The organism is Methanosarcina thermophila TM-1 (genome assembly GCF_000969885.1).
Lineage (GTDB): Archaea > Halobacteriota > Methanosarcinia > Methanosarcinales > Methanosarcinaceae > Methanosarcina > Methanosarcina thermophila.
Window position 1 is genome coordinate 2080931 of record NZ_CP009501.1, and the last position, 24276, is coordinate 2105206.

The 24276-nt window shown below is 41.1% G+C and carries 20 protein-coding genes; 9 read left to right on the top strand and 11 right to left on the bottom strand.

The genetic code is table 11. The annotated features are described in order from the left end of the window. Positions 1-631: 631 nt before the first annotated feature. The gene (locus MSTHT_RS08990; RefSeq protein ID WP_231588052.1) at positions 632-2233 is read left to right on the top strand and encodes a glycosyltransferase family 2 protein; all 1602 of its coding nucleotides are present in this window, start codon (positions 632-634) and stop codon (positions 2231-2233) included. Positions 2234-2334: 101 nt separating this feature from the next. Here MSTHT_RS08990 and MSTHT_RS08995 read toward each other — a convergent pair whose 3' ends face one another. From MSTHT_RS08995 to MSTHT_RS09005, 3 genes are all read right to left on the bottom strand, one after another. Beyond that, positions 2335-2862: a metal-dependent hydrolase gene (locus MSTHT_RS08995; RefSeq protein ID WP_048167483.1), complete on the bottom strand. Its 528-nt coding sequence runs from the start codon at positions 2860-2862 to the stop codon at positions 2335-2337. A gap of 79 nt (positions 2863-2941) precedes the next feature. Continuing rightward, complete coding sequence (locus MSTHT_RS09000; RefSeq protein ID WP_048167484.1) at positions 2942-5035, bottom strand: disaggregatase related repeat-containing protein; 2094 nt, start codon at positions 5033-5035, stop codon at positions 2942-2944. Between the two features lie 390 nt (positions 5036-5425). Then, positions 5426-7030: a right-handed parallel beta-helix repeat-containing protein gene (locus MSTHT_RS09005; protein WP_048167485.1), complete on the bottom strand. Its 1605-nt coding sequence runs from the start codon at positions 7028-7030 to the stop codon at positions 5426-5428. Positions 7031-7825: 795 nt separating this feature from the next. Here MSTHT_RS09005 and MSTHT_RS09010 point away from each other — a divergent pair. Both MSTHT_RS09010 and MSTHT_RS09015 read left to right on the top strand, forming a co-directional pair. Further along, complete coding sequence (locus MSTHT_RS09010; protein ID WP_048167486.1) at positions 7826-8725, top strand: polysaccharide deacetylase family protein; 900 nt, start codon at positions 7826-7828, stop codon at positions 8723-8725. 659 nt (positions 8726-9384) lie between these two features. Continuing rightward, on the top strand, positions 9385-11166 hold the full coding sequence (locus tag MSTHT_RS09015; RefSeq protein WP_048167487.1) for a hypothetical protein: 1782 nt from the start codon (positions 9385-9387) through the stop codon (positions 11164-11166). A 196-nt stretch (positions 11167-11362) separates the two neighbouring features. Here MSTHT_RS09015 and MSTHT_RS09020 read toward each other — a convergent pair whose 3' ends face one another. Together MSTHT_RS09020 and MSTHT_RS09025 are read right to left on the bottom strand one after the other, a co-directional pair. Continuing rightward, complete coding sequence (locus MSTHT_RS09020) at positions 11363-11872, bottom strand: metal-dependent hydrolase (protein ID WP_048167488.1); 510 nt, start codon at positions 11870-11872, stop codon at positions 11363-11365. Between the two features lie 97 nt (positions 11873-11969). Further along, on the bottom strand, positions 11970-12674 hold the full coding sequence (locus MSTHT_RS09025; RefSeq protein WP_048167489.1) for a (5-formylfuran-3-yl)methyl phosphate synthase: 705 nt from the start codon (positions 12672-12674) through the stop codon (positions 11970-11972). A gap of 111 nt (positions 12675-12785) precedes the next feature. On the opposite strand from MSTHT_RS09025, the gene MSTHT_RS09030 reads away from it, so the two are divergent. Continuing rightward, on the top strand, positions 12786-13520 hold the full coding sequence (locus tag MSTHT_RS09030) for a HisA/HisF-related TIM barrel protein (protein WP_048167490.1): 735 nt from the start codon (positions 12786-12788) through the stop codon (positions 13518-13520). Between the two features lie 123 nt (positions 13521-13643). Beyond that, positions 13644-13904 (top strand): hypothetical protein, encoded by a 261-nt coding sequence (locus MSTHT_RS09035; RefSeq protein ID WP_048167491.1) that lies wholly within the window; start codon positions 13644-13646, stop codon positions 13902-13904. A 41-nt stretch (positions 13905-13945) separates the two neighbouring features. Here MSTHT_RS09035 and tmk read toward each other — a convergent pair whose 3' ends face one another. After that, positions 13946-14563, bottom strand: a complete 618-nt coding sequence (tmk, locus tag MSTHT_RS09040; protein ID WP_048167492.1) for a dTMP kinase — start codon at positions 14561-14563, stop codon at positions 13946-13948. A 174-nt stretch (positions 14564-14737) separates the two neighbouring features. Here tmk and MSTHT_RS09045 point away from each other — a divergent pair, with 174 nt between their 5' ends. Together MSTHT_RS09045 and MSTHT_RS09050 are read left to right on the top strand one after the other, a co-directional pair. Continuing rightward, positions 14738-15400 (top strand): DUF166 domain-containing protein, encoded by a 663-nt coding sequence (locus MSTHT_RS09045; protein WP_048167493.1) that lies wholly within the window; start codon positions 14738-14740, stop codon positions 15398-15400. Between the two features lie 123 nt (positions 15401-15523). Beyond that, positions 15524-15907, top strand: coding sequence for a DUF2111 domain-containing protein (locus MSTHT_RS09050; protein WP_181952178.1), 384 nt, complete (start codon positions 15524-15526; stop codon positions 15905-15907). A gap of 135 nt (positions 15908-16042) precedes the next feature. On the opposite strand, the gene MSTHT_RS09055 is transcribed toward MSTHT_RS09050, so the two are convergent. Next, positions 16043-16873 carry a F420-dependent methylenetetrahydromethanopterin dehydrogenase gene (locus tag MSTHT_RS09055; RefSeq protein WP_048167495.1) on the bottom strand — a complete coding sequence of 277 codons (831 nt, stop codon included), beginning with the start codon at positions 16871-16873 and terminating at the stop codon, positions 16043-16045. Positions 16874-17274: 401 nt separating this feature from the next. On the opposite strand from MSTHT_RS09055, the gene serB reads away from it, so the two are divergent. Both serB and MSTHT_RS09070 read left to right on the top strand, forming a co-directional pair. Then, positions 17275-17979 (top strand): phosphoserine phosphatase SerB, encoded by a 705-nt coding sequence (gene serB / locus MSTHT_RS09065; protein ID WP_048167497.1) that lies wholly within the window; start codon positions 17275-17277, stop codon positions 17977-17979. Positions 17980-18028: 49 nt separating this feature from the next. Next, positions 18029-18886, top strand: a complete 858-nt coding sequence (locus MSTHT_RS09070; RefSeq protein WP_048167498.1) for a coiled-coil protein — start codon at positions 18029-18031, stop codon at positions 18884-18886. A 353-nt stretch (positions 18887-19239) separates the two neighbouring features. Here the strand turns inward: MSTHT_RS09070 and MSTHT_RS09075 are convergent, their stop codons facing one another. From MSTHT_RS09075 to tgtA, 4 genes are all read right to left on the bottom strand, one after another. Continuing rightward, positions 19240-20379 carry a radical SAM protein gene (locus tag MSTHT_RS09075; RefSeq protein ID WP_048167499.1) on the bottom strand — a complete coding sequence of 380 codons (1140 nt, stop codon included), beginning with the start codon at positions 20377-20379 and terminating at the stop codon, positions 19240-19242. A gap of 73 nt (positions 20380-20452) precedes the next feature. After that, complete coding sequence (locus MSTHT_RS09080; RefSeq protein ID WP_048167500.1) at positions 20453-21610, bottom strand: NAD(P)/FAD-dependent oxidoreductase; 1158 nt, start codon at positions 21608-21610, stop codon at positions 20453-20455. Positions 21611-21624: 14 nt separating this feature from the next. Further along, positions 21625-22566 carry a UbiA prenyltransferase family protein gene (locus tag MSTHT_RS09085; protein WP_048167501.1) on the bottom strand — a complete coding sequence of 314 codons (942 nt, stop codon included), beginning with the start codon at positions 22564-22566 and terminating at the stop codon, positions 21625-21627. A 212-nt stretch (positions 22567-22778) separates the two neighbouring features. After that, complete coding sequence (gene tgtA / locus MSTHT_RS09090; RefSeq protein ID WP_048168506.1) at positions 22779-24251, bottom strand: tRNA guanosine(15) transglycosylase TgtA; 1473 nt, start codon at positions 24249-24251, stop codon at positions 22779-22781. Between the last annotated feature and the right edge of the window lie 25 nt (positions 24252-24276).

A 24276-nucleotide genomic window follows, 5' to 3' on the forward strand; every position in this document is an offset into this window, starting at 1 on the left:
GATAATCTATCTTCAGTCAGGACATGATTTGATTCTATGGCGGTTGTCACATGGAAAGTAGATCGATAAATTCAGACTGCCTGATATCAGGAATTTATATCCACGGATGTGGTATAAATGCTTGAGAAACTGCAATATTAACCTTGTCAATACAAAGATTCTTATCTCGATATATGGTTTGATCAGGCAGATTTTAGTGTGTTCCATTCGAGTTATTCTTCCGTTCTTTTCCCAAACTAATTATTTCTTTAAGACACTCCATTTCATGACAATAAAAGCTGAAAATTGCATACAAAGAACCTTTCTATATTAAAAAATAGTTTACAAGTTAAGGGTTAGTTAAGCTGCACGGATAATATAGGTCTCTCAATTATCCTGTTTTTAATCTCTAAAGAATCAGGTTTAATTTTCTGTTTAGATGTATAGAAAATTCCTCATCGTTTTATAGCTATTTTAAGAATCTTTTGTAAGGATATTTTTTCCATATTAATATTTTTATTGGAATATCCATATCATGTGTTAACCTTAAATATATCATAGTCTAATAATTTTTAGTATGATAGCCTTTAATATTTTTGCAATTATACACATAAAGGGGGTTATAGCACATGCATTTGTATAGGGGGGTAAGTTGGGTTTGCATTCAGCCTTTTCACTTGGTCTCAACTCTCTAATCTCTGATCCTATTAACATAGTATCTTCGCCAACCCAACTTACCGATAGGTTGCTCAGGCATGAATTTACTGTCTTGATACCAGCTCAGAACGAGGAGACTTCCATTGGAAGCAAGGTTCTGATTGCGGCAAGTTACGCTGACCGCGTACTTGTTCTTGATAAAGGCTCTACAGATCGAACTATGGAGGTAGCTGCCTTGGGAGGGGCACGAGTTGTCCCTATCTCAGGGGGAGAGGAAGCATTACTCAACGTCCTCTACAAGGCATCTCTTGATTCAGAAATTGTTGTTCTTATCTATCCGGAATGCATACAGGATATAGATTTGCTTTCCCATGTACTTGAGCCGCTAAGACAGGGATTTGATCTATCAGTGGGTTCATGGCCCTGTCGTATATCCTATGAGCTGGAAACGGTAATGCTTTTCAATGGGAAAAATACCTTTAAGGAAAAAATAGGGTTTCTTGCGATAACCTCAGATGCGCTGCAGAAAGTCAGTTCAGGCATGGAACATCTCTCTTTGAAATCCTTGCTTTCTGCGGCGAAAGCTGGAGGACTTAAGGTTAACTACCTGAGTTTCGATGTAGACCCTATGTTCAGGAAACTTGAGAGCACTCGTATAGGAGTTGTCGTGCCTGCTTATAATGAGGAATTGCTTATAGGCGAAACTCTAAGCGGCATCCCCGAATATGTAGACAGAATTTATGTAATTGACGATGCCAGCACAGATCGCACAGGCGAGATTGTAAAAAACTTTGGGGATCCACGGATTGTGTATTTGCGTCATGAAGTAAACAAAGGAGTGGGCGCAGGAATAATCAGCGGATATAAACTTGCCCTCAAAGACGAGATGGATATCGTTGCGGTCATGGCTGGAGATAATCAAATGGACCCAGTCCAGCTTCCCAGGTTAATTTTCCCAATTATTGAAGGGAGAGCTGATTATACAAAAGGGAATAGACTACTTACTGATGATTTTAGGACCGGAATGAGCAAATGGAGGTCTTTTGGAAATTATCTCCTCAGCTTTATCACAAAAATAGGCAGCGGTTACTGGCAGGTTATGGACCCTCAGAACGGATATACAGCTATCTCCAGGCAGGCCCTGGAGGTGATCGATCTAGATTCAGTCTATCCTTATTATGGTTATTGTAACGATCTGTTAATCAAGCTTAATGCTTTCGGAATGAGAGTAATGGATGTTGTGATGCCTGCTCGCTATGGCAAAGAAAAGTCCAAGATTCGGTATGGCAAGTTTATCCACAAAGTGGCTCCCATGATCTTCAGAGGTTTTCTCTGGAGGCTAAGGGTCAAATACACTGTACTGGACTTCCATCCACTTGTATTATTCTATTTCCTTGGAATGCTGGCTTTGCCTGTGGGTGTTCTGTTAGGATTGTGGGGCTTTTTGCAGATATTACTGCAAAATCCTCTCCCTTCCTACTACCCTCTGCTTGGCTTCCTTGTACTGGGTACAGGGCTTCAAATGCTTCTCTTCGGAATGCTTTTTGATATGCAGGTTGAGAAGAAAAAAAATGAGAAGGTAGGGCTTGCTCGCTAAGACCCGGAGAAGAAACCCTCCGGATTTTATTTATATACCCAAGCTTTACCTTCAACTCCTTTCTTCCTTTATTCCATCTTTTTTTATGTCCTCTTGTTCCATCAGAATTTTTTGCTCAGCCGTCTTTTTAGCCAGTTTACAGCAAAGATAGCTATTAACCCGATTCCAAGAACTTCAGCGATGAAAGTTTGTGAGAATTCAGGTTCAAAAGACCTCCCGAACATTATTAATAAGTATTCCAGACCGGTATAGTCAGTAGAATCTCTGGGAAAGCTTAGCCCGAAGAGAGGCCAGAAGAAAGTCAGAGGCTGAAACCACATTTGGTCCTCTAGAAGATGAAGAAAAGAACCTGAAGCAAGAGCAATGCCTCTGCAATTATTACTTTTTTTGTACAGGTATATTCCTACTAGCGAGAGAATAAGTGAAAACAATAGTGTATGACCTATAATGCGTCCATTTGCAAGGACAGAAGCAAAGATAACTCTCCCTAAAGGTTTATCTATTAAGTCAGGCAGGAGGGCTCCAATAGCTAGATATCTCAGGTCTATTAGAGTTCTCAGTCGGGGTGTAAAGATAGAGCATAATAAAAAGACCCCCAGTGTAATCCCCAGATGTCCAAAGAACAGCATCTAAAGCTAAAAGGTTTTTCGTTTATATCTAAATGTTGCCCCTTTACGAACCAGCATATCTCAGACTATTTACTGATATTCAGGTATACTCTATAGTGAGTTTGGGTCTCTGGTCTTTGTTTTGCCAGTTGGTACTGTAGAAAGCAATATAATTTTCATCCTCCTCTCGGGCTTTAATTAGGAAACCTGTATTTTTGTACTTACCGCTTATATATTCCTGAACAAGGTCTGTTACGTCCAGTTCAATGTAGCGGTTGCCAGGGATTTCATCTCCACTGATAGTTATTGAAGCATATGGGATGCTGCCTTGGAAGACTCCATTCCTGTCATACCAGTCTCCTCCTGAATTTCTCCAGGGAATGTTGGTTTCTCTTTGCTCCCACGTAACATGTTCTTTGCACCATTCCACAGGTCTATATACTTCCAGTACAGTATCCTTCGGTCTCATTTGATTCTCCGGGTAGTACCAGAATAAAGACAGAGTTGCTTTTTCGATCTGGTCAGTTTGATTGAATGAACCCAACTCAAAGATTATAAGACCCCTGTAAATGCCTCCATCTGGTGTCATTCCTATGTCAATATATTCACTTTCACTGAAAGTCATGTTAGGAGCCTCTTGCTTTAACCTGTTGTCAGAAATGACGTATGGTAATGCAATTTTAAGATTTTCCACTTCACCAGACTGCAGTGAAAGGTCTAAAAAAAATCTTTTAAGAAATCTTAAAAACTCTGAAAATATTCTTTCAATTTTTGATTCAAACTCTTCTTCCTGTCCTGCCTGGACTCCACTGTCATCTATCTCATAAGGCGTCTGAGGTCCGGCAGACATAGCTTCACTCCAGGGGAAATCCTCTCCTAAAGACTCATTTCTACTCAACTTCGCCGCAAGTTCAGAGTCAGCCTCGACATCTGAAGTAGAATTTGCACCAAGATAATTCCCACCTGCATTATTGGAAAGGCAATTATTTTCTAGGATAAATGAATGGGTATCTCTCAACTGATTGTATACAGCATATCCTTCTCCGGCTGCAGGACTCGGCTGAGTATTAATTATTATATTATTTCTCACGATAGTCGTATATCCTGAGCCCGGAGCCAAAAATTCTTTAGTAACCTGTTTATGGGCAATAGCAGCGCCGTAGCACTCATCGAATTTATTGTTCTCTATCAAAGTGTTTTGAAAACCGTTAAGTACTATTCCTCCTGCCCAGTCTGCACCGCGGTTAATTCCAGTTTTATAAAATTTGTTGTGATGAATATGGATATCTCTTGCAGAGTCTTTAGAATATCCGTTCCCGTAACCTGTAATCCAGATACCTGCCGCATTGGTCTCGTATAGCAGGTTATTGCAGATCTCAATATCATTCATCACAGTTGAAGGACCGATCTTCTGGATTTCAATCCCTGCTCCTCCTTCTCCTTCGGAATTGATAATATTGTTATGGAACTTTACGTGATTTGTATTGTAAATTCTTAAACCGCTGTTTGTTCTACATGTTATTTTATTGTTCCAGGCTTCTACATTTGAGGAATAGATGGCATAGAGAGCATCATGCCCTAATTTATAAACCCGGTTATTGTAAAACTGAATATCTGAACATTTTACGACTTTAAGCCCATCCCCATGACTGTCATGCATGTACATGTCGTGGACTTTTATATTCTCACAATCAGTGAAACTAATCAGATTATGATATCCTTTGCCCCTGCTTTTACCATCGTTATTATCATGATTTCCATCAATCTCAAACCCTCTTATGGTAATATCATGATTTCCGGCACTGTCCATTTGCGTAATCAAAGGCTTTCCTTCCGGCCAACCTGCATTATCCTCAAGCTTGATCACAGCTGTAGGATCTCCCTGTAGAATAGTATTACTCCCTATATAGATAGTGTCCGAAATAACGTATGTATTAGGTCCTTCCAAATGAACGGTTGTAAGCTCTGGATGCTCCGCAACATATGCAAGAGCCTGGTTTATTTCTATCTGATCATCAATTCCATCGCAATTAAAGTCCCCATTTCCATTGGTAGAAACACGAACTACTGTATCTGTATCAGATGGGGTGGATAAAGTTATGGTCACACCTGCAATTAGAGAAATAAAAATTATACTAAAAAGTAGTAATTTTTTTCTATCTCCCCATTTATACATTCGCCTTTTTCCGTCCATATTAAATCCCCAATACATAAAACTATAACTCTTTAAGATTAAAAAAGGTTACCTGTTAAGTTTGCAAATGAAATAGTCTCGAGAATACAATCATTCTTTTCGCTGCTCGAGTCTCGAGAATTGCAACCGATCCCCAAGGACACTCCTGCACGCATAAACAACTTTATTAATTTCAGGTAATTGTTTTATGAGAAGAGTATTTCAATTGCAGGTATTCCTGCCAAAAAGATAAAAAAGGAACAGACGACATTATAGTCACTCCTACACAAATTGCCAAAGAGAGTAACTAATTCTAATAATTGCTAATAAATTAAAGTTAAATCACTTACTTTGACTCTTTTCTATTCCAGTAAGTATTTTGTTAAAAGGCAGGTTTAAGGCGTTTTAATATTATATTGAAGAAGAATAAAAAATAGTTCTCAACAGGAACCTTAAATTCTTCCATTGTGGTGAAAATATCTGGTTCCACCATACAACATATCCAGGAATATCGCCTGAAATAGAAGCATATTCGGTATTTCCATACCTGCCTATGTTGATCCTCCCTCCATTATTCCCGGGCTCCTTTGAATAGTCAGAACCCAGATAGCCGGCATCAATGCAGGGAGAACTTACAAGATCTTTTACCCAGGTTTTTCCGTTCCATCTTCCACCTGTTGATTTCAAGTGGTAATCGTGATCTTTCTGATTTGCAAAGAGAGGATCAGCATAAATATCAGTTGTCGATGTGCAGTTTTTATAGTTGCCTGCTTTATTATTGTAAAGACAGTTATTTTCCAGCACAAAAGTATGTGTTCCGGGCAGATAATTAATAACTCCGTACCCTGTTCCGCTAGGTTCTTTTTTGCGTGGCAGGGTATTTACAATAATATTATTGCGGACAATTGTTGTGTATCCTGTGCCCTTGGGTGAAAGATCAATAGAATAACCTGTAGGATACATATGGATAACTGCAGCATGATATACGCCATCAAACACATTATTTTCAATGCGAGTATTATAAAAACCACTCGCTACTATACCACCTACCCAATCTATACTTGGGTTTGTACCTGTGCTGTAAAATATATTGTGATGAATGTACACATCCTGTGCTTCTTCCCTGGGATAAAAATTGCCATAGCCTAACAGCCAGATTCCGGGACCATAGGTATTATGGATAGTATTATTGTACACCTCTATATCATTCATCACACCTGTTGTTTTCTGAATCTGGATTCCAGGTCCTCCTGCACTCCAGTGATAAAAAGAATTAATTAGATTGTCATGGAGCTTTACATGGTTTGAGTTCCAGATTCTAAGGGCACTGTTAGTTCTGCAGGTTATTGCGTTATTCCAGGCTTCTACATTCTGACATTCAATGGCATAAAGCCCATCATGCCCCAGTTTATAAACCCGGTTATCGTAAAACTGTATATTCGAACTTCTTTCTACCTTCAGTCCATCTCCATGCCCGTTATGCATATACATGGAGTGAACCTGAATGTTGCTGGAATTCAAGAAATGGATGAGATTGTGATATCCCTCTCCTCTCTTTTTGTCTAGATTTTTGTTATGGTTTCCGTTGATTTCAAATCCTCTTATGGTGATGTTGTGGCTTCCTGCTTTGTCCATCTGTGTAATCAGGGGCTTATTCCTTGGCCAGTCAGCATTATCTTTAAGTTTAATTATGGCTGTAGGGTCTCCTTCCAGAATGGTGTCATTTCCAATTAGAATACTGTCTGAGATAATATATGTACTAGGACCCTTCAGATGAACGGTTGTGAGTTGAGGGTTTTCTGCAACACATGCAAGAGCTTTATTTATTTCTACCTGGTCGTCACTTCCATCGCAGTTGAAATCCCCACTTCCATCGGTAGCAACATAAACAGTTTTATTGGGCGATGTCGTGGAAAGGGCGGTTGTTCCCATTGAAACCAAAAAAATTAAAATTGCAAGATAGATCCCGGTTTTTTTCCTGTTTTGCCATCTATGGCTCAGAGCTTTTCCGTTCATTTTTATCCCTGTACTTTTTTAGGTATAAATCTCCAGATGCGAAAAAAGCTATCTGCAGGGAGTATTATCCGTTTAATTTCGGGATAGACTAGCGTTCCATATAATTTAATGAACTGTACTGTTAACTGAAGCAAAATTTTACCATTTTTTCTTAAAGCTTCGGGGGAAATGCAAAGACGATACTCATTGACTGCGGCAGTATACAAAAAGTTTATGTCTTAAAGTTTCTTTAATTGGTTCAATATTATGACTAAAAATTTATGAAGGTAAACCAATCTCCTCCGGATTGGACCCATAAATATCGTGATCTCTGCTGTTACTGGTTACATTCTCCGGTTTATACAATGGTATGACCCAAAACTCAAAATTGAGTTCCCTGATCTCAAATCCTTAATAATCAATCGAGTCTCCGACCACGAAATTTGTTCTAGAAATTCTTATTGATGTGAGGAATAACTCTGGAAATTCTTATTGATATGAGAAACAATTTGGTTTTGGAATGGGCTCAATCAGAAAGACAATCTGCACTAAGATCCTGTATTTATATCTATTTATTATTCGTTGAGTCTAAATTAAATTTACACTGTTAAAAGCAAAGTAAGTGCTCAAGCTTACGTTTATATTTTTGATTTTAACCGAAAAACTGATAAATTTTTTATACTCTGATGACCCACCTCTAAATGGCAAATATTTTAGCCAGTTGTATTTGTACAATCTCCAACCTAATGTAATTTCAGTACAGGTTAAGAATTTATCATATGCCACTATGAGCGTATTTGGTAGACGGGGGGTCTTATGGAGGGTACTTTTTCGGTTACAGTGGATATTGAGGATTGGTATCATATTCCTTCAGTTTGCAGTTCTCCTTATGCTGTTTACAGGAGTGTAAATGAGTTTTTTGATAAATGGAAAGGTCAATATGATTTCCTGACTGAACCTACAAAAAGGACTCTGAATATGCTCGAAGAATTCAATATAACTGCTACTTTCTTTGTAGTTGCAGATACTATAGAGCACTATCCTGGACTTATAGAGTCAATTGCTGAGAAAGGACATGAAATTGCATGTCATGGACTGCATCACGCCTGCAAAATCGATCCTGAAACAAAGAAGCCACTAATGAGTGCCGAGGAGTTTGAACAGAAAACCTTACTTGCAAAAAGAAATCTGGAAAAAATCAGTGGGGAAAAAGTAATAGGCTACAGGGCACCAAACGCCCTTGTAGGTGGCTGGATGTTGGATTCACTGGAACGCATCGGGTTCAAATATGACTCATCGGTATCCGTAAATTCTCTTTATAATAAAACCGATTCATCCCTTAAGACAGTCTCTTCTTATCCTTACTATCCTGTAGAACGCGGACTTGAAGCAGGCGATGAAAGAAACTTTATTGAGTTCCCCTGGGCTTATTATCAGAATTTACTGAAAATTCCGGCATCTGGAGGTCCGGTACTCCGTTTCCTGGGTGCTCCTCTAGTATTGAATGGGCTTATTCAGAGCTTGAAAAGAGGTCATACTATCTTCTATTTCCACCCACTTGACATTTCCTGTGCTAAATTCCCTTCAATAGGTAATAACAGGCCATTTTACTGGTGCGTGAAAGGAAAACTTGTAGAACGTAGAATTCGTCACATTTTGAAAAGTTTGAGAAGTATCAAAAAGTTGTGCTTAAGGGACTATCCAGGAATAAGCTAGTCTAGAGGTTATCTTGAGTTCCCAGCCTAAACTGACAGATCATGACAGAAGTTCCTTCTGATTCATTTCCCTTTAATTCGAAAATTAATAGGGAAATGAATTCACTCTATCGTGAGCTGTAAACATTAACCTCTTGCTGATATTTCTTTAATTTCTTTAACAATCTTAAAAGCATATTTATTCTGGTTACTTTACGGGCACTGATTTTTCGTATTATAAATTAATAATCTCAAATTTTAATAGTCAATCAGGTGGACAAAATCCTCGATTTTATCTGCTGTTTAACTTTAAAATAATATTGACATAGAAATACTGGAATTTCTAGATTGAGAACAATATCTGAAAAACTCTTAATTATTGAAAAATTTCTAACTCATGAAAACATTAATTAGGTAGAGGCAGGTATATCAAACTGCACTCAGGGCACAACCATTAATTATTTGTTGAGCCGATTGAATTGAGGAAAACAAGAAAGAGGAGAAATAAGTAATATTATGAACGATAGTTTTTGGACTTGTTGCTGTCTGTGAATATAAACTCTTCAAGGGTGGAACCGCAGTCTCAGGAATAGTCCATATTAAAATGAGAAAACTGGGCTCTCTAACTTCCAAAGTGTTAAAACTGGACTCTCTAACTTCCAAAAAAGGATGGGGGACACATTGTCTAAAATCACGAATAACATATTGAATCTCGTAACCTCAATTTCTCTGTTATTACTAGTTTACAGCCTATTTACTCTCAGGGGAATTCAGCCTGAAGGATATACAGCCAATATCTATGAGCAGATTCCTTTCAACTTTTACCTTACCCTGCTCCTTTGTTACCTTTCAGCTTGTGTTCTGCTCCTTGCATACAGAAAAATGAGTGCAGTTCTCATACTGTTTCTCGTTCACATTGCGATACTGATCACACCTTACATGCTTGGTTATGTTTCAATAGGAAGAGGAGAGGAGTTCTCATACATAGGACTTGCAGGACAGAGTCCGCGTTGTGACCTCTCAAGCTTTTCCAGTCTTTCTCCTACGGGACCTCTACTAGTTTCAACCCTGACTCAGATCACAGGTCTTGAAACGCCAGCACTCTCTTACTTTTTGCCAGTATTCTTTTCAATCCTATTTATTACCGGAATGTTCCTGTTTTATCGGCTTTTTATGAGCAGGGAAAAACTAGTTTTGGTAGCCTTTCTTTCCTCGATGATTCCTTATTTCGGGCATTTCCAGACTTCGGCAGCCCCCTGTTACCTGACTTTTTGCCTGGTGCCTCTCTACCTTTTTGTGCTGAGAAGTGTACTCTCAGATAAGAATATGGCAATGGCTGTCTGCCTTCTTTTTATGATTCCTTTGATTCCTTTAGCCCATCCCTTTATTTTTATATATCTTGCCTGTTTCTCCGTGCTCCTTACCTTCTCGGGCAAGATTCTGAAATCCGGATTTCTCCGTAAAATCTTGAGTCTTAAATCTCTTTCCCCTCGTGTTTCCCAATCTGCAGGAAAAAAAATACCCGTATTCATCTTCCTATCAGTTGCCTCGGGAAGCTTTCTTGTATTCACAAAATATGATTCCCAGTTCTTTGATACCTTTATTTCTGACATTGTCCTCCGTGCTAAGCTATTAATAGCTGCAGGACTTTCCACGATACCAGGGACGGAAAACGGGCTTTTCGAGTTTGTATATCTCTTAAATCTCTATTACGGCAAGTACTATATCCCTTTAATTTTGATTCTGATCAATTCTATAATTGTATGGCAAAATCGTAAAAGATTTTGCCACCATTTTGTTCGCAGGTATCCCCGTTTCCTGGCGCTCTATATAGCAACCTTCTTCCTTGAGCTCGCTTTCCTATTAAATCCCTTTGTTCCGTACTCCCCAGATAGGTTTGCAAACTTGAGTTTCATTATCTTTGCTCAAATTCCTTTGCTGGGATATTCCCTTTACATTGTTTTCCTTAGAAAAGGGTATACTCTTGGTCTTGGCTCTGCAGTCCTGGTTCTCTGTCTTCTCTGGACAGTGGGATTCTTCACATGTTTCAGTTCACCATATGCAGGTGGAATTTCCGAAGCAATTTCACAGAATGAAGCAGAAGGAATTCAATGGCTATCCGAAGTGAAAGAAACCTATCCGTACATTATGTTCTCTCCAGATATGGAAGGAAGCGACGCCCTGCCAAGCATACTTAGCAGTAGCTCGGGCCTGACTGACAAAGGCTCTCAAAAACCCTCAAGAAACGATCTTGAAAAGGATATATCTGTAGAAAAAGTACCAGAAAACGAACCTTTCTATGTTGTAGAGACAACCTTCTCGGATGCTTATATTGCCAGAGCACAGAGGTCTGATGGAACATCGGATCCCGCCGGCGAAAACTCACTCAAGGTCGAGCCCGATTATCCAGTTTACAAGATATATGATTCCCTTAATATAGAAATCTATGAGCATATCCCATAAACTCTCTTCCTCTGTTTCTCCCTAGAATCAGGCTTTTTAAAGAAAGCTATATCAGCTTTAAAATTTGGGCTCTCTTTCTTTTTTTAAAGAAAGCAACATCAGCTTTAGAATTAGACTCTCTTTCTTTTTTAAAGAGACCCCTCCCATCTTGAAGTTAAACTTTACTCTTTTTCTATATTATATACAGATTTCTCTTTTATTTTCTCTTGAATATACTTGCAGTAAGAAATACAATTATAAGCAAGCCTATAATTTCTGAGATAAAAACCTCTCTATATCGTGGGTCGTATGCTCTACTGAAAACTATCATCAAATACTCTATAAAACTCCCTGAAATCGTATCTTTCGGAAATTCCCAACCAAAAAGGGGCCAGAAAAATGCTCCTGGGTAATTCCACATCTCATCTTCAAGAAGGTGGCAAAAAGATGCTCCTGAAATAACCAGGAGTTCAGGTTTACCCCGGTTATACAGATAATACCCTGCCAGAACCAGCAGAAAGCCAAAAAGTAAAGTATGGGCAAAGATACGTCCACTTCCTATAATGTCAAAAAGAATTATCCTGCCGAGGGGTTTATCAATAAAATCTGGAAGAAGCGCCCCAAATGCAATCCATGGAAAGTATGCCATGAAGTTATTTTTTGAAGATAAGCGGTTCAGGAGGTAGAAAATTCCCAGAGTAATTCCAATATGTCCAAATATTAGCATCAGACTAAATATAGTTACTAACTTATTAATTATTTTGCTGCCGGCTTGCCTGATGACCTGCCGGCACAACTTTAAGTCATATACCAGAAAGGATTTCTCAAGCCTGGACTTCGGCTACGAGTTTCTCTACCAGTTCCTGCCGGATTGCAGTTCTTCTGTCTCCTCCGCAAACCATGCCCCTGACGCCAATAATATCTGGTCCTATCCTCTCAAGTATCGGAAGATCTTCAAATTTTAGTGAACCTGCAATTGCGTTTTCAAGCCCGTGCTCATGGGCAAGGTCGGTAAATTTTTTAAGTTCTTTCTCATCCATGAACTCAAAAGTTGATTTCCCATCCTTGATTGCTGTATCAACCATTACTACATCTACCCCGGCTTCTGCGGCAATTGAAGGAAGCAATAATGGAGAAATTGAGTTGATACGCTTGTAATCCGAGTACCCCGAGGCAACGACTTTTTTTGTCGAGTCATAATCCTTTACAGCCCGTGTTACTTTTGTCAGGAACTCAAAAGCCTGATCTTCAGTCTGGATATCGTAAAGACCAACTTTAATGTAATCTGCTCCTGCAACTGCTGCTCCTAATGCTGCAAGGGAAGCAGTTCCCGGTTTGTAATCAAAATCTCCTATGGTTGCACTTATAGGCTGTCTGCCTTCTATAGCTTCTTTTACTTCCCTTATTATCCATGGGAAATTCGCACCAAGGGAACCTTCTTTGGGGTTTTTGACATCTACAATGTCTGCGCCGCCTCTGGAAGCAATAATTGCCTCCTCTTTATTGATTGGACTTACAAGCAGTTTCATAAAAATCCTCTAATTAAACATCGAATTGAAATCTTCCATTAATATTATTCTTTTTATACAATACGCTTTATTTTACATTTTTTTATAGGATGATGCAGCTATTGAATAAGTATGTTCCGAGTAATTCTTGTGATGGATATATTTAACCGTAGCGTAGTTCTTGCAAAGGGAGGTAACAGGGAAAACTACCGTCCGATTTCAGATTCAAGTAAAGTATGCAGCAGCTCGGACCCTGTCGATATAGTTGAACTCCTGCATCCCAGGGAAGTTTACATTGCCGACCTTAACGTACTCCAGGGCAAAGGGTCTCTCGAGACAAACGTCGGAGTAATCCGGGAAGTAAGTTTAAGAGCAGACACAATGCTTGATTTCGGGATCTCGTCTCTACAGGATGTAGATAAAGCTCTTTCCATTGCAGGGACTGCTGTAATAGGTACAGAGACAGGTATGCTTTCGACAATAAGGGACGCAGCCTCTGGAAACCCCGGAAAGATCAGTGTCAGTATTGATATTAAGCATGGCAAAGTCCTGAAAAAGGATCCAGAGCTTCCCGAGTCACCTTTTGAGATCGTAAAACTGTTAAATAGCTTCCCCTTAAAAGATCTTATCTTCCTTGATCTTGACAGAGTTGGAACTGCCTCAGGGTTTGATCCTGATTTCCTCCGGAAACTCGTTAAATGCTCCAGCCATAGTGTACTTCTTGCAGGAGGAGTCAAGGATATGGAGGATCTTTTTACTCTTGAAGAACTTGAGGTAAAAGGAGCCCTGATTGCGACCGCCATTCATTCAGGATCGGTTCCACAAACTGTATTGAGTTCAGGACTTAGACCAAATAATAAAAAATAACCCTTATATCGGAAATGCTTTTTACTTCAGCCCTTATATGTCTTGTATAAATCGGGTGTTTTTGGTCTTTGTATTCGAGCAGCAGACCTCACTTAAAACCAAGAGATTATGAGGTTACGAGATATGGTAAAGAAGAATATATCTGAAGAGAATAGTGAAGAAAAAATTGAAGAAAAAAGCGGAGTGGGATATATGGAAATCAAAATGGGGGGAGGCTGGTATATGACGATCTCCCTTGCACACAGCGACCGCTTTGAGAAGGAATATGTCGAACTAGCAAAGGAAAGGGGAGGCATGAAAAAATCCAGGTTTAACCTTAACCCTGCCCATGTAAGAATGCTAGGGGAAGCTCTGATCAAATTTGCTGACGATAATGGACTCTAACAGGATATTTCGGGTTCAATCTTCCAATTCAATCTATCTGGTCAGTTCCTGCTTAGGAACTCCAGAATTTTTTCGGTTACTTCCTTTTCTATGTATTCAGGGGAACGGGAAGCATCGATTATAATGAAACGTTCAGGCTCTTCTCTTGCAAGCCTGAGGAAAATCTCCCTGACTTTCCGTAGAAATTCAATTTTTTCGAACTTGCTTTGCTCTCCTCGTTTTCCACATCGCTGAATTGAGACTTCAGGCCTGATATCAAAAAGAAAAGTTAAATCCGGAACGATAGTCCAGTCCCGATGAAGATTCTTTACCCATTCAAGAGGGTTTTCCAGGTGAGTTTTCAGGGTTATGCCCTGATAAGCGTATCGACTATCAGAATAGCGGTCAGAAATTACAATTTTTCCCTTCTCAAGTGCAGGCTTTACAATCTTAGCCAGATGTTCGGCATGGTCAGCTGTAAAAAGGAAGAGCTCGGCAAGCTGGTCAGTATCTGACTGAATGGCTTTTTCCACAGCATCTCCAGTCAGAGTGCCTTTCGTAGGCTCTCTGGTAAACACAGGTTCAAAAGCCTTAATAGCAGGGTTTTCCTGAAGCTTTCCCGCAACCGTACTTTTGCCCGAGCCGTCAATGCCCTCAAGTGTGATCAGTTTCCCTCTCATAAGTACCGTCTTTTTTTTTAAGAGATTTTTAATGAAATGCGTTATCTATATTTATAATCTACAGGCTTCCCGGTTTATGGTAAGATTTTAACTCAATGTATAGGTATCGAGTCACAGTATAATTCAGATAAAAATAAGCATCTATTTATACAATATTAAAATAAACTTAGAGTAATGACTGTAATAGGAGTTATCACACGGGGCAAATACGGGCACCGTCTGATTGAAACTATCAAAGAGCATAGTGATTTCTCGATTGTGACTGCAGACCTTCCTGAGTTCGTGCCTGTATTTATCGAAGAGCCTGATGAATTTCTCGACGCCCTTAATTTTAACAGGCAAGTTTTCTCTGCCGAGATCATAATTACTTACTCACTGCATCCGGATCTGACATCAGCAATTGCAAAGCTTGCAGCAGAAGCTGGTGTACGTTCTCTTATAGTTCCAGGTGGACCGTCCAGAGCTTCAGTTCCCGAACTCAAAAAGATCTCTGAAGCTTCAGGCATGGATATAGAAGTAGATGAAATCTGCTGCAGTCTTGAGCCCAATGCTTTCAATAAGCCGTTTACGGATCTCTTTGGGTCTCCTATTCTGGAGGTAAAGACAAAAAATGGAAAGATTGCCGACGTCAAGGTAATAAGGGGGGCTCCATGCGGGAGTACCTGGCATATGGCGAAAGAAATAGTTGGAATGGATATAAAGGATGCGCCTCCAAGAGCTGGATTGTATATCCAGCATTACCCCTGCAGAGCAACACGTGGCGACCTTGGAGGAATCCATGAATCAGGGGAACTGCATAAGCAGGCATTCATAAGAGCTCTTGAAAATGAGGAGTGAGTATATATTCTTTGAAAAAACATATTGTAAATATGACCGGAAAGTGGGATTCAACTTTTCATTGGTTAGAAACCCCTACTTTTTATCCTGCCCGGTCTCCAGTTATTCACGGGGGTGAAAAAGATTACTACCCTATTTATCTCAGAAGATTCAGGACCTGAAGACCTTGAGGCAATAGCAGTCGCAGTACACTCGGTCACCGGACTACCTACGACAATTCGCAGTCTCAAGCGAAAAGGGCTTCGCCTGGAAAAAGGGGAAATCCTTGATAGGGATTACACAGGACCTGTGCTCGAAAAAGTATTGGAAACAAATGAAGTTATCCACGAAGTTCCTACAGAAGGCGTATACAAGGGAAAACATGTAGTTGTTGCGCCCATTCGCTCAAAAGACGGGAAAGCTATCGCAGCTCTAGGGATTGTAGATATACTGGCTATCATAGACCTGCAGTCCATTTTTCAAGAATATACCTCAGTATTGCAAGAGGTTGAGAACTCAGAGAAATAAAAAGCAGGCAATAATTGCTTATACTCAGACGGATAATAAAAAAGTGGTTATTGGAGGATCTGTCCCTCTTATTTACAAGGGAAATTTTATCTCCTCCAATTCAGCTTCTGGTTTTAACCTTAAAGTGATCCGGGATTATTGTGGCTTTTCGTATAATTTTACTTTTTTCAGCAGAGCGCCGTTCTTTGCATGGGGCTGCCTAAATACTGTATCATTGGATTTTTCAATTTCTCTTGCCTGCATTGCAAGCTGTGCAGCAGCTCCCATTATCTCATGTCCGGCTGCGGCTGTAAGGCACACCTGATCGATTTCTTTTAACATGAAACATGCGGGGAAGTTAACCTGTGCTACTTTCTCAGCCATATGAAGAGCAGCAAGAGCTTTTGCTTTTGCATAAGGGTTTGCAAATCCAGCATGCTCAACACATTTCTCAGGTTTTGCAAAAATGTGTGGGAGCTCCAGTTCCTTTCCTGATTTGCCAGATGCAACCTGGTCGGTTACCTTATCCAGTTCTTCTTGAATGAGTCTAACAACACCACATACAGATAGCACTTTCATTGCATCGGAGTTAAAGGATGCCATCTCCACTGGGTCAAGGAACTCTCTCTTTGCTCCGATAAGAGGGTCTACTGGGAGAATTATATATCCAAAGCCTTCCTGCTCAAGAGCTTCTCTGGCTTCTTTCTTTGTTGGGCCATCTGAGACAACAATACAGGGGACGTCTTTCCAGATCTCACGAGCCGCAGTGGGACCCGGAGCTGCTGCATTCGGGCTGATAATTACCACGAAATCTGGATTCCATTGCTTGAAATTTTCAGTATCTGCAGCTTCGGCAGGGCTCATCTTAGCCCCTGTACTAAATACACGTACTGTAATCCCTTCTCTAGCTGCAATTTCATCCTGGATCAGATTAATAACCTGGCTCATACCCAGGTTGCCCATTTTTATAAAACCTATGTTGACCATTTTTCTCAAAATCCTTTGTTAACCAATTTCTTCAATAATGGAATTCCTAAAGGGTTTATAACTCTTTTGGCAATCTTCGTACCTTATCAAACTTATTTTTATAAATATATATGCAATATATAATCATTATTCAGTATGTTTTTGAGCTCCTCCGAAAAGCTTAAAAAGGATGTGATTTATTTCACTCAAAAACGTTGACATCAATGCTGTTGTTTTGTGGTTTTGTTTAACAGGACCCGTACTATAATTTGAAAACTTTATCCGTTGGTGGGCTTTTAATGTCAGGGCAAATACCTTATACTGAGTTGCGGGGGTACCTTTGAAGGAGGTACCAGGCAGCTGCCCTTTTTCGGGAATCATCCCGCTATATTTAAAATTATTCAGGTCCAGGTTTTGATTGAGTGAACTGTCCTACGTACAATTCTACAGAAAACAAAATGATTGTTTTTGATATGGATAGCACCCTTATAGACGCTGAGACTATCGATGAGCTCGCCAGGGCTGCAGGTGTTGTAAGCAAAGTAGAGGAGATTACAAAGAGAGCGATGTATGGAGACCTTGATTTCGAGCAAGCGCTTATCGAAAGGGTAAGACTTCTTAAGGGACTTCCCCTTGAAACTGCCCTTGACGCAGTAGACAAAATCAATCTGATGCCGGGAGCGGCAGAACTTATTCTCTACGTCAAAAGTAGGGGCTATAAAACTGCAATGATCTCAGGCGGATTTACTATCTCTGCTGATGTAATAGGTAAGGTGCTTGGTATCGATTTCATTGTTTCCAACGAACTGCTTGTGGAAGACGGCTGCCTTACAGGCAAAGTTGTTGGCCCTATCACACAGAGCGACTCAAAAGCAAAGGTATTTGAGGAACTTACCCGGCTCAACGGAGTCCGGCCAGAGCAATGTGTGGTTGTCGGGGACGGCGCAAATGATGCCTGTATTTTTGAGAAGGCAGGTTTTGCCATAGCTTTCAATCCCAAGCCCATCCTGAGGGAATATGCGGACGTGGTCATAACAAAAAAAGATCTTAGAGCCGTTATCCCTGTTCTTGAATCTCTTTCTTATCAATGTTGTAATCAGGCACAGCATGTCGACATCGAACAGTAGAACTACCAAAATGCCAGCTTTTTTGCTGGATCGGGAGGCACAATAAGAGATGCTAAAAGAATTGCAGAAAAAAAGATCAGATTTGAAGATCATTTCTGAAGAAGCTAAGGAAAAGAGAAATGCTTTAAACGCAGAGGCTAGCGCCCTCGCTGCGAAGCGTAATGAACTGAACAAGAAGACAAAAGACCTTATCAATGAAGCCCAGGAATTAAAAGCCCTCAGGGATGAAATCAACGAGAAGGTCAGCGAATTCAAGAATAAACGCGACGAAACCAATGCCAGGGCAAACGAACTCTTTGCAAAGGCTGATGCTATCAGGAAACAGAACAACCTGGGTGGCCCATCAATAAAAGCCCTGAGAAAAGACATCGATCGCCTTGAATTTGCCCAGCAGACTGAAGTCTTGAGCACAAGCAAGGAAAGGGAACTCGTTGGCAAGATTACTCAGCTTCAAAAACAATACCAGATCAAAAAATCCCAGCTTGAGAGCAACCTCGAACTGAAGAACATTCTGGACGAAGCCCAGAGGATCCGAGATGAAGCCTCAGAATACCACAACCAGCTGGCTGAGTATGCCAGGAAGGCTCAGGAATACCATGAGAAGATGATTGCCGCTTTCAAAGAGGCTGACAGAACCAGGGCAGAGTCTGACATTGCCCACCGGGAATTTGTAAGAGCTCAGGAAGCAGCTGACGAACAGCACAAGATTTTTATCAATGCCCAGAAGGAAATTCGGGAGCTTGACAAAGAAATCTTTAAACTCAAGAAGAAAGAGAAAGAAGGAAAGTCACGAGTTGTCAAGTCCGAGCTTCAGAAGGATGCTAAGTCCATCTTCGAAAAGTTCAAGGGCGGAGCGAAACTCACCACCGAAGATCTTATGACTCTTCAAAGGTCGGGTTTAGTCTAATCCATCTTAGTAAAAATTAGCTGAAAAATATCAATTTCCGTTGCAGGTCGAGATAGATCTGCACCCCTATTTTCCCGGCCTGCTCTATACTTGTCACTTATTCTATTTTTCCCAGGTTGACTCTTCTTACACTTTCCGGTTTTCTATATTATTCTGGTTTCCTCTTTACTTTTATTTTCAATTATTATTTTCAATCTATTCTGAGATTCTCCATTACATTACTAAAATTATTGTAAATTATTAAGAATTACTTCCAATCCGGAGCCTTCATATTTTTCGATTTATTCAAGGAGATTTAGATATTTCTCCCTGAATTCAGGATTCCTCATAAGGCAGCCTTCATATTTTTCGATTTATTCAAGGAGATTTAGATATTTCTCCCTGAATTCAGGATTCCTCATAAGGCAGCACTTTGCATTATATACAGGATCTTCCCTGATCTTTTTCCAGACATCCTTTATCCTGTCTCTATGGACGTTTCCATAAGGAATCGGGATACAGGCGCAGGGGAGAATATCCCCTTCCGGGGTGATATGGAGCCACTTACGGCCTGCCATGCAGCCTGTAGTCTTCATAACCTGAGGGATGGGAAAGACTCTGGGACCTTCTTTTTCCCTGGCTCTGGATACAAAGTTATCAAATTTTCTTAAATCTTTTGGAGTCATTATTTCGGAGGCGTGATCCATCCACCTGCCAGTGGGGACTATCTCGTAAAAGGAAAGCTCGTGGACTTTGAGTTTGGATGCAAGAGCATATAATTCATCAAGCTCGTTCACATTGTCTCTGGAAAGCACAACATATATATTTACAAGGAGCCCTGCATTGACTCCGTTTTTGACGGCTTCAACTGCACTTTTAAAAACTCCTTTTCTGCCCCTTACGTAATCATGTTTCTCTTCATATGCGCTGTCAAAGCTGACAGTAAGGGAATAAAGCCCTGCTTCTTTCAGGCTGCTGGCACGCTCTTGGGTCAGCCCTGCCCCCGAAGTGAACAAGCCTGTAATAGCTTTCTCAGGATTAACATACCTTATGAGATCTTCTAGACCCTGATATGTAAGGGGCTCACCTCCATCAAAGATCACGAAGGTTGTGCCCATCTCAAGTACCTGGTCTATTATGGATTTTACGGTTTCGGGGGCAAGTTTTTTCCGGTTTTTCGTGTCAGGCAGAGCACAGTGGATACAGTTGTTAGGGCATTCTTCAGTAATGGATATAGTTACCTGGTCCGGGATCATTTTTCCCAGAAAGGAAAAAAACTGGCTTTTTACCAGGCGGTCAAAACCCGGGCTTGGTACCGGGGGCATCCAGGTTGAACAGATGAGCCTGTCTGCCTCTGTTTTTACAGGCTTCTCACCTTCAAAAAGTGAAAGATTTTTTTCAAGGCTTTTTCTCATAAGGAAAGACCCAGCCCCGCTGACTTTCATCCTCATGTATCCGTCTTCGATTTCGGTATAAACTCTAAGAATCGGGCTTTTAAAGAAGTCGTATTGCATATTGCTTCCTGCACCTGATAGTTGATGCTAATGTCAATATAAGTTCTGTTCTCTTGCTCTTTTAAACTTCAGTTTATTTATTCCTCAGAAGTGCCCTGCACTTTAGGATGGCAGAAGGTTTTTTCTTTAGCATGAATGCAAAAATTTGCATTGCCTGCTCAATTGAGCTTCCATGAATAAATGAAAGATCCTCTTTTTCAAAAACCTTTACCATCTCATCAATTTCCTTATCCGTCATTTTTCTGAGGGTCTCAAGCCCTATACGTCCCAGGTAATGCTCTGCTTTAAATTCTTTTTCCCAGATCCTCCGGTACTCTAAAAGGGCAGATTTAGAGACATTTCCTTTTCTTACGGCATCTGCAGCCACATCTCCACAGATCTGACCTGCCCTCATCGCATAGCCTATTCCTGACTGACCTGCTGCTCCACCAGCAACCATTATCCCGTCGGTTATGTATTCTTTCGGAATCGTTACTATGGGGTCTCCACCTGAAAGCTTTCTTACAACCTCAAGCTCTTTGAGCCCTTTAAGCTTTTTGAAATTCTCAACCCAGGCATTAAGGTAAGGCGTTGCGTCCGTTCCACATCTGCGGACATAGGCTCCAATTGAGGCATTATCGCCTCCTCTTGGGGCATATGTAGTCTTCCATCCAGGAGCATGATTTCCTATGTAATACTCAAACATCTTCGGTTTACCAAGCCCGGGGCTTTTAATATCCAGTTCAATTCCCCACGCAATATCTTCAGGGTATCTCATTGTTTTCAGACCCAGATGGGAAGCCAGTTTTGAGTTTATACCGTTGGCAATAATAATCAGTTTCGAGGTGAATATCCCGCCAGAGGTGTTGACAATAAAATTCTCTTCTTCTCTATGGATTTCCCGAACTTCAATTCCCTCTCGAAGGTCTACGCCGGATTTTAGTATTTTTTTCGCATAAAACCTGTCAAAGGCGGTTTTATCAATCGCATACCCGGGAGCTTCAACCTCCACTATCCTTCCTGACGGGGAAATAATCTTCATACCTTTGAGATAATGCGTCACATAGGAAGGATCCACTTTCTCTCCACATTTATCGAACATCCCCTTAAAAAACGAATTTGCAGGATGGGGAGGATGCCCTATTTTCTCTTTTTTTTCCAGTAAAAGAACTGACGATCCTTTTTCCCAGGCATTCCTTGCAGCCATCAGCCCTGCAGGAGATGCCCCTACTACAATAATATCTGCATCCATTTTTCTCTACCTTTTTACCAGAGAATGGAGGTGTATACCCCTGCGTAAATGCACAGCACGACATCCAGAATCATTGATCCGAACATAATCGCTCTGTAATTTGAACCATTAAGGAAAAGTGTGCCGCCTCTCTCCGGAGTAGGATGTTTAATAAAATCAAGACATTGGGCAAGCATCCAGAGTCCCGAAGCAAGGGCTCCTGCAAAATACACAGGTCCGAGCTGAGCTGACCACCCTATTATCAAGGAAGCGATAACTCCCACAACCCACCAGAAGGTAACAAATCTGGCAGTAAAGGGAATTCCGAAGGTCACTGGCAGAGTAGGTGCACCTTTCAATCTGTCCCCTTCCACATCTCTGGAAACTCCTCCGAGGGTAAAAGCCCAATCAGTAACGCATATCATTAGCCCGAAGCAAATAGCTGGCAGAGGGAGAATCACCCCATCATTACCTTTCAAGATTCCTGCAGGGTCAAAGGCAAGCCAGACACCGATAGGCACCAGCCCGTAGGAAATACCCACTGGTAGGAAGCTGAGAAAGGTATTTCTTTTTGCAAATGCCGAGTAGATAGTTATAGTTCCAGCTGCAATAAAAAGGACAATAAGAGACTCAGGATTGAGATAAGCAGCCGCGGCGCCAGCAATTCCTAATAAAAAGAGGGCATAAGCGAGTGCAGAATTCTTTGAAACTCTGGATGAAGGCAGAGGTCGACCAGGCAGGTTGATTGTATCGATGTCAATATCGCAGCAATCATTGAATACGTATGAACTTGTAATAGCTGCAAAGCCGCCTATTACTGCAATCATAAAGGGAAGAAACTCAGGAAGCCCCCCGGTCGCCAGATAGGAAGCAAGGATTGCACTCGAGGCAGGTAGGGTAAGGTCCATGTAGTAGAGTTCAGGTCTCAACAGCTGCAGATAGGGACTGAGTTCGCCAATTCTTGCTGTAAGGGACAATAGTTTCACCTAAATTTTTCAAATTTATACAGGAATTTTTGTATCAAAACTTTGCATTCTGATTTTTCCTTGCTCAAAAGGTTCTTTGCAGATAATTCTATAAAGGTTTGCACTTCAAAAAAGTTTTCTTTTTAACTTTTTGAGATGGATTTTGATTCGAAGAAGTCTCAAAGACTTACGAATTTCCGACGCCGTTAATGAACCCTTCAATATTATTCTTCTCTCCAGTCTTCTCTGTATACCAGTTTTGCTTTTTTGTTTATCTCGTCAATCAGTGGGTGACTGAACTCCTTCTCGCAGATAAAAGTAAACTCAGCCTGCGGGTTCAGTTCTATCAGTTTAAGGGTGTTTGAAAGAGCTGTGGTAAGAGCCTCATAATCCGGGAATTTCGGGACTTCGGCATTGAAGGGATACACTTCTTCCATTTCGGCAGGAAATGCCCCGAAAGGCGCTTTGAATATAAGAATCTGATCATAATCCTTCTCTCCTTTTACAGGGGTCGTTCGAATTATTACTGAGCCTTCCAGGTTGAACCTATCCAGCCGTTTTCCAAAGCGAAGAACTTCGGGACGGGAAGCGGATTCTGGCCCGCAGTAGAAGAAAGTGCCTTTTGTAGCCGGATCAAGTTGCTCAAGCCAGGGAGAATGGCTATAAAGTTCTTTTAACCCATCAAGAAGTTTCGGGTGGGCACGGCAGCGCTGCTCCACAAGTTCGAGCAGTTTTCCATCTTTTATACATTGTTTAATCAGCCGGATCTCAGCAAAGGTCGCGTAAAGGTTATGCCTTGCCAAGAGTTCTTCCCGGTTGTCGGCTTTTCTCAGTTCGTCGGCACTGTACCTTGAACAGACCGGACAGGAGCAGGGTAGATAATTTAATTTTTCAACATGGTAAGTCCCGTTTACAGTAATATAGCGCCCATCCTTGGCGTAAAGGGCGTAAGCTGCAGAATCAAAAAGATCACAGCCCAGGGCTACTGCAAGGGCAAACATCATAGGATGACCTGCCCCGAAGAGATGGACTGGAGAAGCTGGAGAAAGCCCCCTTTTGGATGCGGCGATCACGTCAACAAGTTCTGTGTAACGGTAGGCTTCCATGAGCGGAACAACGGCACCCAGGGGATAAACTTCAAAATGAAGATCTTTAAGGTAGGAAGCAGCTTTCTCCCTTAATTCAGGATAAGTCGAACCCTGGACCGGTCCTGCCAGAAGCTGCTCGCCCTGAATAAGCCTGCGGGCTGCCTCAAGCCGTTCGGCTGTGACCGCAAGTTCTTCTTCAGCCCTCCTGAAGTGAACATCAGGAGGCGTCGGGATATCCAGCGGGACAATTATATCGCTTCCTATTTTTTGCTGGAACTCGAGAATCTCTTCATTCGTAACCTCCACCGACCCGTATACAGAAAGCTGGAAAGAGCCCGAATCCGTCATGATGGGTCCGTCAAAGTCCAGGAGTCCGTGTAGCCCTTTTTCAAGGGCAACACTTCTCAGTTCTTCCTTGCGGTAGATAATGTAAGAATTGGTAATCAGGATCTCTGCCCCGAAGTTTCGCATTTCCTTCGGGGGGATAAGCTGAATGTTTGGATTAATCACAGGCATGACGGTAGGTGTCTCAACAGTCCCATGGGGAGTCCTGAGCCTGCCTATCCTGCCGCCTGCGTCTTTACCAAGAATTTCGAATATTGCTGACATGCCGGGGTTATACATGCCGCTCAGA

Coding starts and splice junctions, on each gene's coding strand:
- MSTHT_RS08995 (WP_048167483.1), bottom strand. CDS start 2,862: ATGCTGTTCTTTGGACATCTGGGGATTACACTGGGGGTCTTTTTATTA.
- MSTHT_RS09000 (WP_048167484.1), bottom strand. CDS start 5,035: ATGGACGGAAAAAGGCGAATGTATAAATGGGGAGATAGAAAAAAATTA.
- MSTHT_RS09005 (WP_048167485.1), bottom strand. CDS start 7,030: ATGAACGGAAAAGCTCTGAGCCATAGATGGCAAAACAGGAAAAAAACC.
- MSTHT_RS09010 (WP_048167486.1), top strand. CDS start 7,826: ATGGAGGGTACTTTTTCGGTTACAGTGGATATTGAGGATTGGTATCAT.
- MSTHT_RS09020 (WP_048167488.1), bottom strand. CDS start 11,872: ATGCTAATATTTGGACATATTGGAATTACTCTGGGAATTTTCTACCTC.
- MSTHT_RS09025 (WP_048167489.1), bottom strand. CDS start 12,674: ATGAAACTGCTTGTAAGTCCAATCAATAAAGAGGAGGCAATTATTGCT.
- MSTHT_RS09030 (WP_048167490.1), top strand. CDS start 12,786: ATGTTCCGAGTAATTCTTGTGATGGATATATTTAACCGTAGCGTAGTT.
- MSTHT_RS09035 (WP_048167491.1), top strand. CDS start 13,644: ATGGTAAAGAAGAATATATCTGAAGAGAATAGTGAAGAAAAAATTGAA.
- tmk (WP_048167492.1), bottom strand. CDS start 14,563: ATGAGAGGGAAACTGATCACACTTGAGGGCATTGACGGCTCGGGCAAA.
- MSTHT_RS09045 (WP_048167493.1), top strand. CDS start 14,738: ATGACTGTAATAGGAGTTATCACACGGGGCAAATACGGGCACCGTCTG.
- MSTHT_RS09055 (WP_048167495.1), bottom strand. CDS start 16,873: ATGGTCAACATAGGTTTTATAAAAATGGGCAACCTGGGTATGAGCCAG.
- MSTHT_RS09070 (WP_048167498.1), top strand. CDS start 18,029: ATGCTAAAAGAATTGCAGAAAAAAAGATCAGATTTGAAGATCATTTCT.
- MSTHT_RS09075 (WP_048167499.1), bottom strand. CDS start 20,379: ATGCAATACGACTTCTTTAAAAGCCCGATTCTTAGAGTTTATACCGAA.
- MSTHT_RS09080 (WP_048167500.1), bottom strand. CDS start 21,610: ATGGATGCAGATATTATTGTAGTAGGGGCATCTCCTGCAGGGCTGATG.
- tgtA (WP_048168506.1), bottom strand. CDS start 24,251: ATGTCAGCAATATTCGAAATTCTTGGTAAAGACGCAGGCGGCAGGATA.